The sequence below is a fragment of the Agarivorans sp. QJM3NY_25 genome (assembly GCF_050870875.2).
Lineage (GTDB): Bacteria > Pseudomonadota > Gammaproteobacteria > Enterobacterales > Celerinatantimonadaceae > Agarivorans.
The window spans coordinates 3,953,346-3,970,299 of record NZ_CP194041.2 but is presented as its reverse complement, the minus strand read 5'-3'; the positions used below and the strand labels follow the sequence as shown (position 1 = coordinate 3,970,299).

Sequence of the window (16,954 nt, the reverse complement as noted above, 5' to 3'; positions counted from 1 at the left end):
ACCTTATGATAAAGAGAATAGCAGATGACACAGCAAACGGTTCTTCACCAAGCGCATCTCGATGCAGGTGCAAAATTAGTTGATTTTCATGGCTGGGAAATGCCTATCAACTACGGCTCGCAAATTGAAGAGCATCATGCGGTGCGCCAAACCGCAGGCATGTTTGATGTATCACACATGACTATTGTTGATATTCAGGGTCAACAAGCACAAGCCTTTCTACGTAAACTGTTGGCCAATGACGTGGCTAAGCTCACCGTGAAAGGCAAGGCCTTATATGGTGGAATGCTGAACCATGAAGGGGGGGTTATTGACGACCTCATTACCTATTATTTCAGTGAAACCGACTACCGTTTAGTGGTGAATTCAGCCACTCGTGAAAAAGATCTGGCTTGGATCAATCAACAAGCGGCCGACTATCAAGTGAGTATTATTGAGCGACCAGAGCTGGCGATGATTGCAGTGCAAGGCCCGCAAGCCAAGCAACTCACCGCGGCGGTATTGGATAACGAGCAAAACCTTGCTGTAGAAGGTATGAAGCCTTTCTTTGGAGTGCAAGCCGGTGATTTATTTATTGCCACCACTGGTTATACCGGTGAGCAAGGCTACGAAATTGTGGTACCACAAGATAAAGCGGTTTCTCTTTGGAAGGCGCTGCAAGCACAAGGCGTGAAACCTTGCGGTTTGGGGGCGCGCGATACCTTGCGTCTAGAAGCTGGCATGAATCTATATGGTCAGGATATGGACGAGAGCATTTCGCCGTTAGCCGCGAATATGGCTTGGACCATTGCTTGGCAACCAGAAGACCGGGATTTTATTGGTCGCGCAGCATTAGAAGCGCAACGAATCGAAGGCAGCGATAAGCTGGTTGGTTTGTTGATGGAAAGCAAAGGCGTAATGCGTGCCGGGCAACAAGTGACGGTGGTCAACGAATTTGGCGAAGCGCTCCCTGGGGTGATCACTAGCGGTACATTTTCGCCGACTTTAGGCGTCAGTATTGCTTTAGCACGGATCGCCAATTGTGAGGTTGATGAAGCCTTAGTGGAAATGCGCAAAAAACAGGTTAAAGTGAAAGTAGTAAAACCTGTATTTGTACGTAATGGCGCCAAAGTTTAGCTTCGCTGAGCACTGATTTTTACTTTGAATTAACCCTTAAATTAGCAACCTAGAGGAAAAGAATTATGGCTACTATCCCAGCCGATTTACGCTACGCAAGCACCCATGAGTGGGTTCGTGATGAAGGTGAGGGTGTTTACACTATTGGTATTAGTGAGCATGCTCAAGAACTTTTGGGTGATATGGTCTTTGTTGATTTGCCCGACGTGGGTGACGATATTGATGCGGGCGACGATTGTGCGGTTGCCGAGTCGGTGAAAGCGGCTTCTGATATTTACGCGCCAATCAGTGGTGAAGTTGTGGCAATTAACGAAGATTTAGAAGACTCGCCAGAATTGGTGAACAGTGATGCTTACGGCGACGGTTGGATGTTTAAAGTGAAATGCAGCGACTCCAGCGAGCTTGACGAATTAATGTCGGCCGAAGACTACGCCTTGACCATCGAAGAAGATGAATAAAATCAGGTAAATGATGCGCTCCGCTAGTCGGGGCGCTTTTTTTATCTAAAAGAATTTAAATACCACTAAACGCAAACGCACTTTATTTCAGTTATACAGGAATACTTCAATGAACCCGTCTTTGCCGTTAAATGAATTAGAGCAAAACCAAGACTTCATTCGCCGCCACATAGGCCCCGACCAAGCCGAAGTGGCCACCATGTTGCAGCAACTAGGGCTAAATTCGGTTGAACAACTGATCGAGCAGACGGTGCCGGCGCAGATTCGCCTTAGCCAAGGTCTAAACATTGGAGAGAGCCAAACTGAACAGCAGGCTTTAAGTGCCCTGCGTGACTTAGCCAAGCAAAATAAACTGTATCGTAGCTACATCGGGATGGGGTATCACAATACCCATGTGCCGCATGTGATTTTGCGTAATGTATTTGAAAATCCTGGTTGGTATACCGCTTATACGCCTTATCAGCCCGAGATTGCTCAAGGCCGTTTAGAAGCGTTACTCAATTTTCAGCAGTTAAGCCTCGACCTCACAGGGATGGAGTTAGCCAGTGCTTCATTACTCGACGAAGCCACTGCTGCTGCCGAAGCGATGGCGTTAGCGAAGCGGGTGTCTAAAAACAAAAAATCTAATTTATTTTTCATTGCCGATGATGTGCATCCGCAAACTATCGACGTAGTTCAAGAGCGAGCCGATTTCTTCGGTTTCGATATTGAAGTTGGTCCCGCCGAAAGTGTAGTGGAACACAATATATTTGGTGCGCTGCTGCAATACCCAGGCACCAGTGGTCGAGTGCGTGACTTAAGCGAGCTGATCGGGCAAGTTCACGCTGATAAGGGCATTGTTGCAGTGGCCGCCGATATTATGGCCTTGGTGATGCTTAAATCACCTGGCGCGATGGGGGCTGACGTGGTGCTGGGTTGTGCTCAACGCTTTGGCGTACCCATGGGTTACGGTGGCCCGCATGCGGCATTTTTTGCCACCCGTGATGCCTATAAACGCTCGCTTCCCGGACGAATTATTGGGGTTTCCAAAGATCGCCGAGGCAAGCCTGCGTTGCGCATGGCGCTGCAAACCCGAGAGCAACACATTCGCCGTGAAAAAGCTAACTCAAACATTTGTACCGCGCAGGTCTTACTCGCCAATATGGCTTCATTCTACGCGGTGTTCCATGGCCCAGATGGCTTGCGCACCATCGCCCAACGGATCCATCGTTTAACGGCTATTTTAGCTCACGGCCTCGAGGCTAAAGGTCTCAGCCCTGAGCATGCTCAGTATTTTGATACGCTGTGTATTCCGGTGGCAGATAAACAGTTAATTAAAGCCCGCAGTGAAGCCTTGGGCATTAACTTGCGCATGGATCTGGAGGGCCGAGTTGCTTTAAGCCTTGATGAAACCACGACCGCTGCCGATGTGAATGATCTATTCAGCGTATTGTTGGGCGAAGGCCACGGCTTGGATGCGGCGCGTTTAGATGTGGTTGTGAAGGGGGAGACTTGCATTCCACAAACCTTGTTACGCGATACGCCAATTTTAGAGCACGAGGTTTTTAATCGTTACCGCAGTGAAACCGATGTATTGCGCTATATTCGCAAGTTAGAGAGTAAAGATTTGGCGCTTAATCACTCGATGATTTCGCTGGGTTCATGCACGATGAAACTCAACGCAACTGCCGAGATGATCCCAGTGACTTGGCCAGAATTCTCCAGCATGCACCCTTTCTGCCCAAGTGAACAGGCGCAGGGCTACCATGCCATGATTAGCCAACTAGAAGATTGGTTAGTTAACATCACTGGTTACGATTCAATTTGTATGCAACCAAACTCGGGCGCGCAAGGTGAATATGCAGGTTTGTTAGCGATTCAAAAATATCACGCCAGCCGTGGTGATCATCATCGTAATATTTGTTTAATCCCCAGTTCGGCCCATGGGACCAATCCAGCCTCGGCCCATATGGCGGGCTTAAAAGTGGTGGTGGTTGCCTGTGATAAACTGGGTAACGTAGATATGGGTGACCTGCGTAGTAAAGCCAGCGAGCTAGCCGAGCAGTTATCTTGCATCATGATCACCTATCCAAGTACCCATGGCGTTTATGAAGAATCGATTAAAGAAATTTGTGACATTATTCATGACAACGGTGGTCAGGTATATATGGATGGCGCCAATATGAACGCCCAAGTTGGGTTAACTTCACCAGGCTCGATTGGCTCAGATGTAAGCCACCTTAATCTACATAAAACCTTTGCCATTCCGCATGGTGGTGGTGGCCCCGGTATGGGCCCGATTGGGGTGAAAGCGCATTTAGCACCGTTCGTGGCAGGCCACAGGGTTGTGAGCAATGGTAAAGTTAGTCATGCCAATGCGGCCGTTGCGGCAGCTCCTTACGGTAGCGCGTCTATTTTGCCGATTAGCTGGATGTACGTGGCCATGTTGGGCAACCAAGGCTTACGTCAATCCTCAGAGATTGCCATCTTAAACGCGAACTATCTTGCCAGCCGTTTAAGTCAAGCCTTTCCTATCTTATATAGCGGTAAAAATGGCTGGGTTGCGCACGAATGTATTATTGATATGCGGCCCCTTAAAGAAGCGACTGGTATCACCGAAATGGACGTGGCCAAACGCCTCAACGACTACGGCTTCCACGCACCTACCATGAGTTTCCCAGTTGCGGGTACGCTGATGGTTGAGCCAACTGAATCAGAATCGCTAGCCGAAATTGACCGTTTTGTTGACGCAATGTTAGCCATCCGCGGTGAAATAGCCAAGGTAGAAACCGGAGAGTGGACGCTGCAAGACAACCCGCTGGTATTTGCACCACATACCTTGGATGACATTACCGATGCCGAATGGCCACACATCTACAGCCGTGAGCTGGCGGTATTCCCTAGCACGGCAGTGAAGCAAAACAAGTTCTGGCCAACGGTCAATCGTATCGACGATGTATATGGCGACCGGAATTTGTTCTGTGCCTGCTTGCCGATGGAAGCGTACCAGGAGTAGATGATCACATGATCACGTCAATTGAAGTAGGAAACTAGCTTCAGGTTGAAATCAGATGAAAGCGAGCGCAATTGATATTGTGTTCGCTTTTTTGTTGGTAACTCGTTTCTGCCCCAAAATGAGTTAGCTTATTTTTTTGGGGAGCTGTTAGTCTCGTTTTTATCATTTAGTTTTGGATCGATCTGTTAGTGAGGGTTTCGCTCTGACGGCGATATACTAAGCTTGCTTGGCTAAAGCTTAGTATACAAAAGAAAGGCCACCCAGCATCTTCTTAGATCCTCCGTTGCTCACTCACAAGGGCGTTGAAGTAAACACTACGCTCAAACAGACTTCAACTTTAATCCCTTATTCATTTGCGCTACTCGGCGAAGATGATGGGATTTAAAAGCGTAATCTTGGCTATCAAGAGTGTGAAAGATTTTTGCTTTTAGAATGGGTGTCTAGTTTATTGCAGAATGGGTGTCTAGTTTATTTTTATTGCAAATTTTATAATCGAACAGAAGAGCTTGATGCTTTGAGGTGAGTAACGCAAAAGCTTGCCGAGAACAAAGGCCGTTAAGCGTTGTTGTTGGTAAGCGCAGAGTGGGTAAGACGCGCTTATTGAAAGAACCATTTTTTAGCGCTCAGGATGGGAAGGAAGGCTCTGTACCTGTTCATCAGCCGAAAAAGTGAAGCAGCGATGCTGCGCTTTTTTCTGCTTGTTTGGTTTTGTCTGATGTTTTTATTGCTTGATTAAATTGTTGTTGACTGTGTCAATATTAATGAGTATTTTGTCAGCACACCAGCTGTTAATAAAATTTTTAGGAATAACTCTTGATTTCGTTACTAATGAATGGCTCTGTGGGAGAGCGAGGCAAAAATTCTTCCGCTGATGTTTATCTGATCAAAGCCTTGTTAAATTCATACGCACGAAATACTAAAAAAGCTGTGTTACCAATGAATGGCAGTGTTGATGCTGCAACTTTGGGATTGTTGGAAGAATTTCAGAAAAAAGTTGTACGAATGGCTAAGCCTGACAGATTGGTTTCTGTAGGTGGAGGCACTTTTAAGAAATTGGTTGAGCACCTTAAAACAGGTTTTACAGTTCAATCGCTTACAGCGCCTAAAAAAGGTTTATTAACTTGGGTGGCTGAAGGACACGAAGGCGGACTATTCCATAGCCGATTACTTCATGTTCCCAGTTCCAACTCTGGCTTAACAATAGGCCGAGGGTATGACATGAAAGATAAGTCGTCTAGTTTAGTCGCTTCCCAGCTGATGAAAGCAGGCATTGGCTCTACAGAGGCGATGAAAGTAGCAGCTGGCGCCAGATTAAAAGGAAAGGCAGCGAAAGACTTCGTCATTGCCAACGATCTTTTAGACTTTGAAGTTAGCCCAAAAACTCAATTGGCACTGTTTAATATTGTATATGGGGAGAAGGAAAAAACAGTACTGCGTATATGCAAAAAAGCTGATACGGTTGCGGCTTATGGCTTTGTTAATTGGGGTGCTTTGCCTGGTTCTTTATTAGAGCTATTTATTGATTTAACGTATCGGGGAGATTATTCGGGTACAACACGTAAATTTCTACAAAAACCTTTAGCTCAAGGGGACATACCAGCCTTGAAGTTATTATTTAATGACCGTTCTAAATGGGCTTCAGTACCTTACGAGCGATTTAAGGCTCGAAGCAAGTTTGCCTATTCAATTTCTAATATTTCACCAGCTCAGGTTACGCCATGAAACACCTATTAAAAACTATAACGCTTAGCTTAGTATTGTTTTCTGGCTCGGCTTGCACCCAAGAGAGTAAGTCTTTTCAAGCAAGGGACGAAGTTGTTGGTATTGTCGGTAGCGAAACAGTGACTTACACGAGATACAACACAGAGGAGCAGCCATGTATCACTCTGCGGCTAGAAAATGCAAACGTTTCTAAAACTCTATGTGACTTCACCGATCAACTAGGTAATACCGTAGACGTAAGGAAAGATGTTGCGGCTGTAGACTACCTTTCTCCAACATTTGCAGCTCAGGGTCTTGAAGTGACCTTAGATTTAATCTCTTATTACTTGGATTGTCGTATTCCACTTACCAAATCAACGATTGGTGAGCCTGTTTGCACATTTAAGGATATGGACTAATAGGAAGGCAAGATAGTTAGCCACCTGAGGTAGATTAGATAGATTAGACATCCACCCTGCTTACGGTCTTACAAGGGCCAAGTCGGAGAGGTCTTTGTGGGTGTAAAAGTCCCAGATAATTAGACATCCACTCAAACTAGCCAAATGACGATAATAATCTAAACTATCAATAGCAGATAATTAGACATCCACCCTAATTAGCCAAATGATGATAATAATCTAAACTATCAACACCAGATAATTAGACATCCACCCCAATTAGCCAAAAAAGTCCCAGATAATTAGACATCCACTCAAACTAGCCAAATGACGATAATAATCTAAACTATCAATAGCAGATAATTAGACATCCACCCCAATTAGCCAAATGATGATAATAATCTAAACTATCAATAGTGTTTTTTTGGAGTTATTGCCATGCCTCGGTCAAGACAGTCGCAAGTGAGCTTATCGGATACACCTTATTATCACTGTGTTTCCCGCTGTGTACGCCGGGCTTTTTTGTGCGGTAAAGACCAACACACAGGTAAAAGCTATGAGCACCGCCGCCAGTGGGTGGAAGATTATTTGCTGCAACTTACTGCGGTTTTTGCCATTGATGTCTGTGCTTATGCAGTGATGAGTAATCATACCCATGTGGTATTGCACATCGATAAGGCCAAAGCCGAAGCCTGGTCCATGGATGAAGTGTTAGAACGCTGGCATATTCTGCATCAGGGCACCTTACTGACTCAAATGTATCTCAATTCTGAGTTACGTCCAAAGTTAAGTGAGGTGCAACTACAGGCCATTCACGCCACAGCTGAAGTCTATCGGACTCGCCTTTTTGATTTAAGCTGGTTTATGCGCCATTTGAATGAATACATTGCTCGAGCTGCCAATAAAGAAGACCAATGTACCGGTCGTTTTTGGGAGGGGCGTTTTAAATCTCAAGCCCTATTAGATGAAGCAGCCCTAGCAGCTTGTATGGCCTATGTGGATTTAAACCCGGTTCGCTCAAATATAGCGAGCACGCCTGAAACCTCAGACCACACCAGTATCAAACAGCGCATTCAGCAAGCCAAACAAGGTCAGCAACCCAAGCCGCTAATGCCCTTTGTTGGCAACCCCAGAGAAACCATGCCCAAAGGTTTACCCTTTGAGCTACAAGACTACCTGCAACTGGTGGAGCTCACCGGCCGCGTTATCAGAGAAGATAAACGTGGGTATATCGATGATGCACAAGCGCCCATTTTACAACGCCTCCAAATCGATGAGGAAAGCTGGTTAGCCTTGAGCACGGGTTTAGAGCATCACTTCGCCAGTGTGGTGGGCGCCGGTCACTCGCTAGAACGTTACAAACACCAGCACAAGCAACAACGAATTAAAGGTATGGGAGCTGCTAAACGCTGGCTTGATGTTGGGTAAGTAATTTATGGTCTGATTTTTTGTCGACTGAGTAGGTACTTAGCGTATCTCGAATCACTACGTTTTTCGCCCTCATGAATCGCTTCGCATTGACTAAAGCCCCAATATTTAGCGTTTTCAAGAACAAGTTGGCTCTTCAAAATTGATTTGAGTTGATGACATCGACGGATGCTCATTGGATAGTTAGAATGGCTGTCTAAATATTTAGTCTGTATGGCTGTCTAAATATTTAGTCTCTTAACTCATATCCAAGGCTTCCGGAACAGATTATTGTTAATTTGGCAAGTTTTTGTCACAATTAGTCACAGTCTATCGCTGCTTACCACGTATGATAACGGCCAGATTCATTTTCATCATAGGGGCGAATAAATTGAAACCTTCATGCGATAGACATCCATCAGATAGTTATTCAGCCGACAAGAAACACATCATGTTGGTAGAAGATGACATCGAACTTGCTCATTTGATGAAAGACTACTTCACTCATCATCACTTCACGGTGTCTTTGATTCAAAATGGCCTTGATGCGGTTCCTGCAATCCTAGAGCAACAACCAGATCTTGTTATTCTAGATGTGATGCTACCCGGACAAAATGGCGTTGATGTTTGCAAGCAAGTGCGTCAGAAATATCGGGGAATAATTTTAATACAGACCGCGCTTGATGATGATCTTGACCAAATCACGGGCTTGGAGTCCGGAGCAGATGATTATGTGGTGAAGCAGGTGAATCCTCGTCTACTTTTATCCCGCATTCATTCTCTTTTCAGGCGTGTGAATCGGCAAGTTCAGGCGCAGACTAATCAGGATTCCGATCAGACACGTCAATGTGGGGCATTGACGATATCTTATTCAGATCGGAGTGTTAAAATTAATGATCAGATTCTGGCACTCACGACTGCCGAATTCGAGCTTCTGGCATTATTGGCAGCTTCTCCGGGGAAGGTTGTAAGTCGAGAAACGATCATGCAAGAACTGCGTGGCTATGAATATGATGGCCTTGACCGTTCTATTGATCGACGTATTTCCAGATTGAGAAAAAAATTATCTGAAGACTTAGCTGAACAAACGTTTATCAAAACAGTGCATGGCAAAGGCTATCAACTCTGTTTCTAAGGAATCCGGTTTATGTTTCGAGCATTTTCAGGCTTATGGTTACTCGTTTTTATTCCCTTATGTTTTTTACTTTTCCCATCACGTTACAGTCCAATTCACTGGTTTAATCAACATATTGAGCAAGAACGGTATGTTCATCTCTATGGTGGAACACTGACCCTACTTGAGCAGCAGTTACTTATGCAGCCGCAGGCTGCATGGCCCCAAAAACTTGCTCATATTTCACCTTATTTTGGCTATGGACTATCACTCCAGCAGATGTCAACGCTATCCCTTTCTGAGTCACAGCAAGCAGCATTATCCGCGGGAAACATCTTGTTTATTAATGCTGAACCAGAGTACCTGTTGAAGCGGCTGCCAAACAGTGATTGGGTTATTCGTCTTTTTGTCGATATCACACAAGAAGAAGATATCGACAGGGCGTCATCTGGGACAATCTATCTGCTTAGGAAAGCTCTCGAGCAAACCCCTGTGACACAATGGCAAGCTTTGATTCAGCGACTTTCATCTCAATTTCATCTACGATTACAAAAGCAATCAACCATTGTATTCACGCCCTCAGAACAGGCTCAATGGGATAAAAGGGCCAGTTTTTGGCGATTTGATGCTACACATCAACTGGTTTTTTATACTGCAACGCCTGAAAAAGGGATGACATTGGTTGTATCATCGCTACCTTATTCTTCGAACACACCGATGGTGCTTTTAGTGGTTATTCTGATGTTCGTTTTATTGGTATCTGTCGGAATGTTTTTTTGGAGTTACCCGCTCTGGCGTGATCTGAAACGTTTGAGTGATGCGACAACACAATTTGGTCAGGGCGATTTGTCTCAACGCTCTCCGATTCCCAAGGTTGCAGCCGTGGCGAATCTTAGCCGGCAGTTTAATCAAATGGCACAACGTATTGAGCAAACTGTTCAGGGCCAACGCACACTTACCAATGCCATTGCTCATGATTTACGTCAACCCTTACATCGAATGAGATATGCTTTTGAGATACTCAATACATCGTCACTCACTGCGTCTGAACAGGCAAGGTACCAGCAAAGCATTGAGCACAGTATGCAAGATTTGGATCATCTCATTAATCAAACTCTTCAGCTTTCTCGTTATAGTCATGATCGCGAGCAAATCCGGTTTTCTGAACAGGTTTTGGCGCAATTGCTGCAAAAGGAGTGTAACCATGTTGCTCTCGCAAATCCGTCGCTGTCTGTGGTATTGCATGCTGCGCCGTTAATCCGTTTACGAACCACATGGATTGATCCAACAGCGATCCGGCGCGCTATCAATAATTTATTGAGTAATGCTTGCCGTTATGCCGTAACGACGATTGAAATCCATCTCAATTATGATGCAGGGCAAGATCAGTGGGTGATTGATGTGTGTGATGACGGACCAGGGGTTCCTCCTGAGCATCGTGAACAGATTTTCAATCCTTTTGTTCAACTGGATAACGCTTCCCGAACTCAGGAAGCTGGCCATGGCCTTGGGCTGGCAATTAGTCAACAAATTGCACACTGGCACCATGGGCAGCTTACGGTGAGCGATTCCCTCATGGGTGGCGCTTGTTTTACCTTCCGGTGGCCATGTCATCCTCAATTATTACCTGTTTCGAATTAGCCATGTATCGAGCTATTTCAACACGGATTTCGCCCTTTTTTGACCCTCATTTGAGGTTGTCTCAATCTGTCACAATTAGTCACGAAGGGGCTACAGACGCACCTGATACTTCATCTCTAGAATAGTCTCATTAAACATTTATCCATCCACAAGTAGTGAATAACATTATGAGAAATAAAGAAGTAAAAACCGTCAGAATTCTTTCTATGGTGATAGCGAGTCTCTTAGTTTCCGTGCATCAGCCTGTGTTTGCCCAAACGAATAGCTTTGGGCTGTCTTTGGGGGTTGGTTCAATGAATGTAGACGACGAAGCAGACAATGATGAGACTAATACAGCCTGGACCGGGTCTATCGAGTATGAGCGACGCTTTTATCCATCTTTTGCTATGAAAGTTAGTGGGCATATCGGGAATGCGACAAGCGTTAAAATCAAAGATATTGGTAAGACGACCACTTCAGAGCGAGATATTGACTACAAAGCTATCTCTCTGAGTGCCGTAGGATACTATCCTCTCGCACAAAACCATGAGCTTTATCTCTCTGCCGGAATCAATGCCAATGAAGTAAAAATGGACCCTAAATCGGGCCCATCTACCGATAAGGATGGTATTGGTTATACCGTGCAGGCTGGTTGGCAATATCATTTCAATCAGAGAACAGCGATGCATGTTGGCATACAGCGCTTGGGACTTAAGGATGTTGACATCAATACCGCCAATATCGGCTTAAGCGTGTCATTTTAAGTCATTCTGTTTTAGTCAACCCAAATTGGACACTTTCAGTTGCAATAAAAGGGGCAGAGTAACTATAAATATCTGCACCCTTTAGCGTCTTGCTCTCTTAACTAAAAATGAAAAGAGAAGACGAAGATAACTAGACAGCCACCCCAACTACAGATTTGAGTTGATAACATCGACTGATGCTTATTCGATAGTTAAGATGTTTGTTAAGATGGCCGATAGTTAGAATGGCTGTCTAAACTAGAACACCGGATGATTAGACCCGATTGCTCTTTGGAAAACAGCGGAAACGGGTCGTTAAAAAATATCGGCAGTTTATCTATGAGGGAAGTGAGAAAGCCGCTTTATTCATAGATCCCCTTATAAATCTTCCAACCCTGCTGAATATCTCAGATTCTCTAGATATATTGATTATAGTGAATGATGGATGGTGGGGATGTAAGCATGACGTATTGGCTCCTCTTCCCTTATATTAAGACTTGCATCTTATGGTGTGTCTCTAGTTCGGCTAAACCTCGTTTAATGCAGAAGATTGAGACTTTCACTGGGATCATTATGGTTAGGTTTTTATGTCTGTCTTCATCATGTTGAAGGAGTAACATATGGAAGATTTAGAACGTCAAGAACATCTTCAAGCAGTAACAAAGAGGTTAGTATCTTTCACGGGGTTAATTTTGCTTATATTAGCGATTGGCTTGTATGGATTACATGATGATAAGAGGTCATACCTAGTCACATTAGTATTTGCCTCTGGGCTGTTAGGCGGCTTTGTGAGCATTCAACAGCGACTACCGAAAATAAAATTGCAAGAGTTAAAGACATTATCAACCTCTTGGGTATCTATAACACTGATCCCGATAAATGGTGGAATATTTGCGTTAGTTCTTATGCTGATGTTTATCGGTAATATAATTCAAGGTGAATTATTTCCTGAATATCCGAACAAATTCAATATTTCTAACGCGAATGATTTTTACCAATGGATATCTTTGACTTACCCCAAAACAGGTGAAGATATAGCCAAATTGTTTTTCTGGTCATTTGTCGCAGGCTTTAGTGAAAGATTTGTCCCACAGATAATACGCAAAACAAGCGAAAACAAAACGTAGGCAATTCAACGAGCCCAAGATATTGCGGCTTGGAATAAAAGGGGGGAGGGCCTGATGTTCCTCGAATATACTCATGCTTTTTCAGTCCCGTATTTAGCAGGGTTCGTGCAGAGTATCTTTAGCGTATCTAAGGCTTTACGCTAGTGAGCGTTGTTTAATCTGATTCTTGTGCCTTGGTCGTTTATTAAGCAAGTTATAGGGGGTAATAGAGAACGTTGCGATGCTCAATTGAATTAGCCAGATAACGATAGTGTTTGCCCGCGGCTTTCAACGCTAGACCAGTGAAGTACAAGATAAGATGGGTGAGAGCGGCAATCATGAGTAACACGCTAAGCCACCTTATGTTTTGGGTTCTAGATGGGGTCATTCCCAGCCCTGTTTTTACATTTCTAAAACTTCTTCAATTTGCATCCGAGTGGCGTAAATTTCTCTACAGCTTTTGGTGTATAGCCAGCTAGAGGCTTAATGACGTAGCAATCAACCAAGGCTCTTTCTCTCGAGGGAGTATTGGGTTCAGATCTTGTTTTTTTGCTTACAATAGCTCAAGTTTTACTTAGGCTATTTTTGATGGTGTTAGGATGATGATTATCTGATTACTCTTTGGAAAACAGAGGAAACGGGTCGTTAACAAATATTGGCAGTTTGTCTATGAGGGAGGTGAAAAAGCCGCTTTATTCTCGGGTAAGCAGGATAGTGGCTAAAAGCAAAATCTGCCCCTGAGTTACACTCAAATTTGCTCATCGTTCTGGTGAGTAAACTCCTTAAGCTATCCAGTCCTAAAGCCTAGAGACGTGATTCGATGAATAAAGATGGAAAACTCAACCAGCTAAAGTGCAAGGTTTGCAGGTATAGATGAAAGCCTTCTTATGGCTGGCATAAGTTTTTTGCTGAGCTCGTCGAGGTAAAGTAGGATGAGGAACGAGAACAATAGAAAAATAGCTATTGGTCAGACCTAGAATCTATTAAAGCATTTGCTAGTGAAGATATAGATGTCGAACAACCTTATCCAGAAGATGAGCAATATGAATTAAATCCTGATGCACATGTGACGCATTATAAATTTCGTGAAAATAGTTGGCTATAATTAATGTTAGTGTTACTCCGATCACAGAATTATTATAAATATCTAAGAGGCTCTATTTGTTTGCTATAAAAAATCCAATGAAACGCAAATGCTTTGGCATCATTTAATAATTAATGTTGTCATTAGTTGGTTTTGGATTTAGCGTGCTGCCAAGTTCAATCATGTTATCGTTTATTTTATTTGAAACACTTCACTGATATGTGTCACGTTATGCTTGGCTGTGGTCTAGGGAGGTGGCGATGAGTCAAGTCGGTACCATTAGCGCAGCCATCCGTTCAGCGCGAGTTGTTTTTAATTCCTGTGGGGATGTTACTCGGTGTGGATGAGCGATCGCTAGGCGAGTCGCTCTCTGTCTCAAATCAATTCTATCGCTACACATTTTATCGACTTGCCTATCGCTCTATACATCGACTTACTCGCGCCTACTATCGACTCAAATAAGGTTATTTTTGTAGACCATAGAAGGCTAACAATTAGCAAACCGCATTGGTCGCGAGTGTTTATTGATACTTTTAACTACTGTGTATTGACGGGGGATAGTTAAAATTTAGAATCTAGATCACAAATTTTGAATGCAAATCTGGCTTTCTTTTCATTCTGGATTAAAGGCGTCTCGAACCTTACAAGAAGCAAATTGTCGATAACTAATATATTTTGTGCGCTAAATCTAAAATCGAGATTTTAAAAAAATAAAACAGTATTTTTATTTTGTTTTTCTTGTTAGTTTGTTTGTAGATATAGAGGGTTCCCAAATTATTTTTTTCAAAAAAAATGAAACGAGTATATGAGGGGGAAAACAAACTTTTTATGTTTTTTATATATCTAAAAATCAAAATTCTATTTGAAAATAGGCATCGGTTAGGAAACCGAAAATGTTTATTTTCAACATTATTCGGAGAATAAAATGAATAGAACGATTCTAGCTGCGTCATGTTTGGCGGCCAGTTTAATGACTGGATATTCAAGTGCAGCCACTATGGATATGGCAAGAGTGGTTATGCCTGCCAATGACGGTTGGGCTGCTGCTGAAGGTCCTGTTACAGGTGGGGCGAAAGCGACTGATGCACATGTTTATACGGTGAGCAGTCGAAAAGCGTTAGTCGATGCGTTGTTAGCTGCTGGCGACAATGCAAAAATCCTCAAAATTAAAGGTACCATCAACTTGTCATCTGATGATCAAGGTCGGGAATTGACTGAAGAAGATTACCGAGTTGCACCTTACAATTTTGAAGATTATAAAAATGCTTACGCGCCAGCAGTTTGGAACGTGAAGCCACTGATCAAGAAGCGTCCAAATAGAAAATTGACCGGCCCTCTTGAAGAAGCGCGTGTTGCCTCGCAAAAAAATCAGAAAAAACAAATCGTTATCGACATCCCATCGAATACCAGCATTATTGGTTTAGGCACTGATGCCAAAATCGTTAAAGGCATGCTACATATTGGCAAAGGCTCTGAAAACATCATCATTCGCAACATAGCCTTTGAAGATGCCTTCGACTACTTCCCAGATTGGGATCCAGGCGATAGCTTTAAACTTGACTCAAGCTACCCTGGCTGTCAGGCAGAATACGTTGATGTGAAAACCGGCCCACAAATGTGTTCAGGTGGCCGTTGGAACTCAGAGTATGATTTAATCTCTATCGCTGGCGGTAAACGCGTTTGGGTTGATCACTGTACCTTCTCTGATGGTGACCGTCCGGATTCAATGTTCCCACCGGTTTACCCATTCCCTCAGAATGAGATTACCCAAAAAGTTCAACACCATGATGGTTTGATCGATATTACTAACCAAGCTGATTTTGTAACTATTTCAAATAGCTACTTCCATGATCATGATAAAGCGTTTTTGATTGGTAATAGTGATAAGAAAAAAGCTGATACGGGTCACTTACGTGTGACGTTACACAGCAACTATTTCAATAATGTTGGCCAACGTATGCCACGTGTTCGTTATGGTAAAATTCACTCATACAATAACTACTTTGTAGGTGATGCATCTGGTGATGGTGTTGGTGATACACGTTATGCAAGACACGTAAGTTCTTTGAAAAACAAACCGCACCATAACATTTTGCGTCAAGCTTTGGGTGCCGGTAAAGAGTCTGCTATCTACTCAGAAGCCAACGTATTTGAAATCGCAAACGGTACAGCCGCTAATGCAATTGGCAACATGAAAGGCAAAGTAGCATTCGATACTGGCTCTATGTTCAATGGCAAGATGATTGATGTGATTGCTGAGGCAAATAAAGTGAGCAGCAAGAAGAAACAATTGTCTAAAGATGTCGGTTGGAAACCAACTCTTTATGGTGACGCGCCAGCGATGCCAGCAAGTGAAGTGGTTGAGTATGTGAAAGCAAACGCAGGTTCTGGTAAGCTTTAATCGCTTCAGAGCAAACCTTTAATATGAAAAGCCGATGCTAACGCATCGGCTTTTTTTATATCTAATTTTAAGCTCGCGATTTTCATTCATGTTTAGCGCGTTGGATGAGAGTTATAAACAACGCTTTTGTGAATAAAGCTAATCGACATCCTCTATTTGATTACGCATCTATATCAGAGCGAGCAGTATCAATTCAAATGGCTTTAAACAAGGTGCATGCTTACAGGCCTTCATCTTAAGGCGAGACCATGGAACGCAGCATAAAGCTATTTGAAACTTACCGACCAGATAACAGGACCAGTTTACCATTTGGTTTTGTTATTTCTAAGGGCTCCTCCATTGCGCTATTATTGGCCTTGAGTTCACAGCGCCTTGCATTTTCAGGGGGACTCTCGCTGGTGCTTGTTGAATTTGATTTTACTTGGTAATGGCGATGTGTGAGTAGCTTGGCTGGCGATGCTGAAAGGCTAAAATTTCTTCCTTTTGGATCACTCCGCGACAATATTGATTGCTCGGCGAATGGTGTCACTGATTTGTGGTGACTTTATTTTTCGATATGTTGGTTAAGGTCGATTAAGGTCGATTAAGAAAACCAAACTCATAGCGTATGACGCTATGAGTTTTTTATTTTTGGCGAGCTGGAGCAGTACAAGGGCATCACATTTCTCGAAGCTAAATGGTCGATTGCGAGATCGAATATTGCCTTCGATTTATATCAACTAAGCGAGATATTGCCTAATCATGGTCGACTTTTAGTTAGCATTTGTTTGCTTAAATGATGTTCATCATTGCGCTTGGCTAAGTGATTTTT

Annotated in this window: 12 protein-coding genes and 1 pseudogene; 12 read left to right on the top strand and 1 reads right to left on the bottom strand. The window is 43.5% G+C overall.

Annotated features, from left to right (window positions below; genetic code table 11):
• The first annotated feature begins 24 nt into the window (after positions 1-24).
• The 10 genes from gcvT to ACRRSW_RS18045 all read left to right on the top strand — a co-directional run bounded on the left by gcvT (position 25) and on the right by ACRRSW_RS18045 (position 12,679).
• Positions 25-1,116 carry a glycine cleavage system aminomethyltransferase GcvT gene (gene gcvT, locus ACRRSW_RS18090; RefSeq protein WP_432451850.1) on the top strand — a complete coding sequence of 364 codons (1,092 nt, stop codon included), beginning with the start codon at positions 25-27 and terminating at the stop codon, positions 1,114-1,116.
• 65 nt (positions 1,117-1,181) lie between these two features.
• A complete protein-coding gene (gene gcvH / locus ACRRSW_RS18085; RefSeq protein ID WP_432451851.1) occupies positions 1,182-1,574 on the top strand; it encodes a glycine cleavage system protein GcvH in 393 nt (130 codons plus the stop codon).
• 109 nt (positions 1,575-1,683) lie between these two features.
• Complete coding sequence (gene gcvP / locus ACRRSW_RS18080; protein WP_432460056.1) at positions 1,684-4,569, top strand: aminomethyl-transferring glycine dehydrogenase; 2,886 nt, start codon at positions 1,684-1,686, stop codon at positions 4,567-4,569.
• Positions 4,570-5,382: 813 nt separating this feature from the next.
• Complete coding sequence (locus ACRRSW_RS18075; protein ID WP_432460055.1) at positions 5,383-6,291, top strand: hypothetical protein; 909 nt, start codon at positions 5,383-5,385, stop codon at positions 6,289-6,291.
• The gene (locus ACRRSW_RS18070) at positions 6,288-6,689 is read left to right on the top strand and encodes a hypothetical protein (RefSeq protein ID WP_432460054.1); all 402 of its coding nucleotides are present in this window, start codon (positions 6,288-6,290) and stop codon (positions 6,687-6,689) included. Before ACRRSW_RS18075 ends, ACRRSW_RS18070 begins: the two co-directional genes overlap by 4 nt.
• A gap of 417 nt (positions 6,690-7,106) precedes the next feature.
• Complete coding sequence (locus ACRRSW_RS18065) at positions 7,107-8,096, top strand: transposase (RefSeq protein WP_432460053.1); 990 nt, start codon at positions 7,107-7,109, stop codon at positions 8,094-8,096.
• 430 nt (positions 8,097-8,526) lie between these two features.
• Positions 8,527-9,210 (top strand): winged helix-turn-helix domain-containing protein, encoded by a 684-nt coding sequence (locus ACRRSW_RS18060; protein ID WP_432460052.1) that lies wholly within the window; start codon positions 8,527-8,529, stop codon positions 9,208-9,210.
• Between the two features lie 12 nt (positions 9,211-9,222).
• On the top strand, positions 9,223-10,830 hold the full coding sequence (locus ACRRSW_RS18055; RefSeq protein WP_432460050.1) for an ATP-binding protein: 1,608 nt from the start codon (positions 9,223-9,225) through the stop codon (positions 10,828-10,830).
• Between the two features lie 167 nt (positions 10,831-10,997).
• Positions 10,998-11,573, top strand: a complete 576-nt coding sequence (locus tag ACRRSW_RS18050) for a porin family protein (protein WP_432460049.1) — start codon at positions 10,998-11,000, stop codon at positions 11,571-11,573.
• A gap of 599 nt (positions 11,574-12,172) precedes the next feature.
• Positions 12,173-12,679, top strand: a complete 507-nt coding sequence (locus ACRRSW_RS18045) for a hypothetical protein (RefSeq protein ID WP_432451863.1) — start codon at positions 12,173-12,175, stop codon at positions 12,677-12,679.
• A 208-nt stretch (positions 12,680-12,887) separates the two neighbouring features.
• Here ACRRSW_RS18045 and ACRRSW_RS18040 read toward each other — a convergent pair.
• Positions 12,888-13,178 (bottom strand): annotated as a pseudogene (locus ACRRSW_RS18040) (IS4 family transposase); the annotation flags it as partial.
• Positions 13,179-14,667: 1,489 nt separating this feature from the next.
• Between ACRRSW_RS18040 and ACRRSW_RS18035 the strand changes: the two are divergent.
• Both ACRRSW_RS18035 and ACRRSW_RS18030 read left to right on the top strand, forming a co-directional pair.
• Positions 14,668-16,143, top strand: a complete 1,476-nt coding sequence (locus ACRRSW_RS18035) for a pectate lyase family protein (RefSeq protein ID WP_432460048.1) — start codon at positions 14,668-14,670, stop codon at positions 16,141-16,143.
• Between the two features lie 248 nt (positions 16,144-16,391).
• Positions 16,392-16,571: a hypothetical protein gene (locus tag ACRRSW_RS18030; protein ID WP_432460047.1), complete on the top strand. Its 180-nt coding sequence runs from the start codon at positions 16,392-16,394 to the stop codon at positions 16,569-16,571.
• The last annotated feature ends 383 nt before the right edge of the window (positions 16,572-16,954 follow it).

Coding starts and splice junctions, on each gene's coding strand:
- gcvH (WP_432451851.1), top strand. CDS start 1,182: ATGGCTACTATCCCAGCCGATTTACGCTACGCAAGCACCCATGAGTGG.
- ACRRSW_RS18035 (WP_432460048.1), top strand. CDS start 14,668: ATGAATAGAACGATTCTAGCTGCGTCATGTTTGGCGGCCAGTTTAATG.
- gcvT (WP_432451850.1), top strand. CDS start 25: ATGACACAGCAAACGGTTCTTCACCAAGCGCATCTCGATGCAGGTGCA.
- ACRRSW_RS18055 (WP_432460050.1), top strand. CDS start 9,223: ATGTTTCGAGCATTTTCAGGCTTATGGTTACTCGTTTTTATTCCCTTA.
- ACRRSW_RS18065 (WP_432460053.1), top strand. CDS start 7,107: ATGCCTCGGTCAAGACAGTCGCAAGTGAGCTTATCGGATACACCTTAT.
- ACRRSW_RS18030 (WP_432460047.1), top strand. CDS start 16,392: ATGGAACGCAGCATAAAGCTATTTGAAACTTACCGACCAGATAACAGG.
- ACRRSW_RS18050 (WP_432460049.1), top strand. CDS start 10,998: ATGAGAAATAAAGAAGTAAAAACCGTCAGAATTCTTTCTATGGTGATA.
- ACRRSW_RS18060 (WP_432460052.1), top strand. CDS start 8,527: ATGTTGGTAGAAGATGACATCGAACTTGCTCATTTGATGAAAGACTAC.
- ACRRSW_RS18045 (WP_432451863.1), top strand. CDS start 12,173: ATGGAAGATTTAGAACGTCAAGAACATCTTCAAGCAGTAACAAAGAGG.
- ACRRSW_RS18070 (WP_432460054.1), top strand. CDS start 6,288: ATGAAACACCTATTAAAAACTATAACGCTTAGCTTAGTATTGTTTTCT.
- gcvP (WP_432460056.1), top strand. CDS start 1,684: ATGAACCCGTCTTTGCCGTTAAATGAATTAGAGCAAAACCAAGACTTC.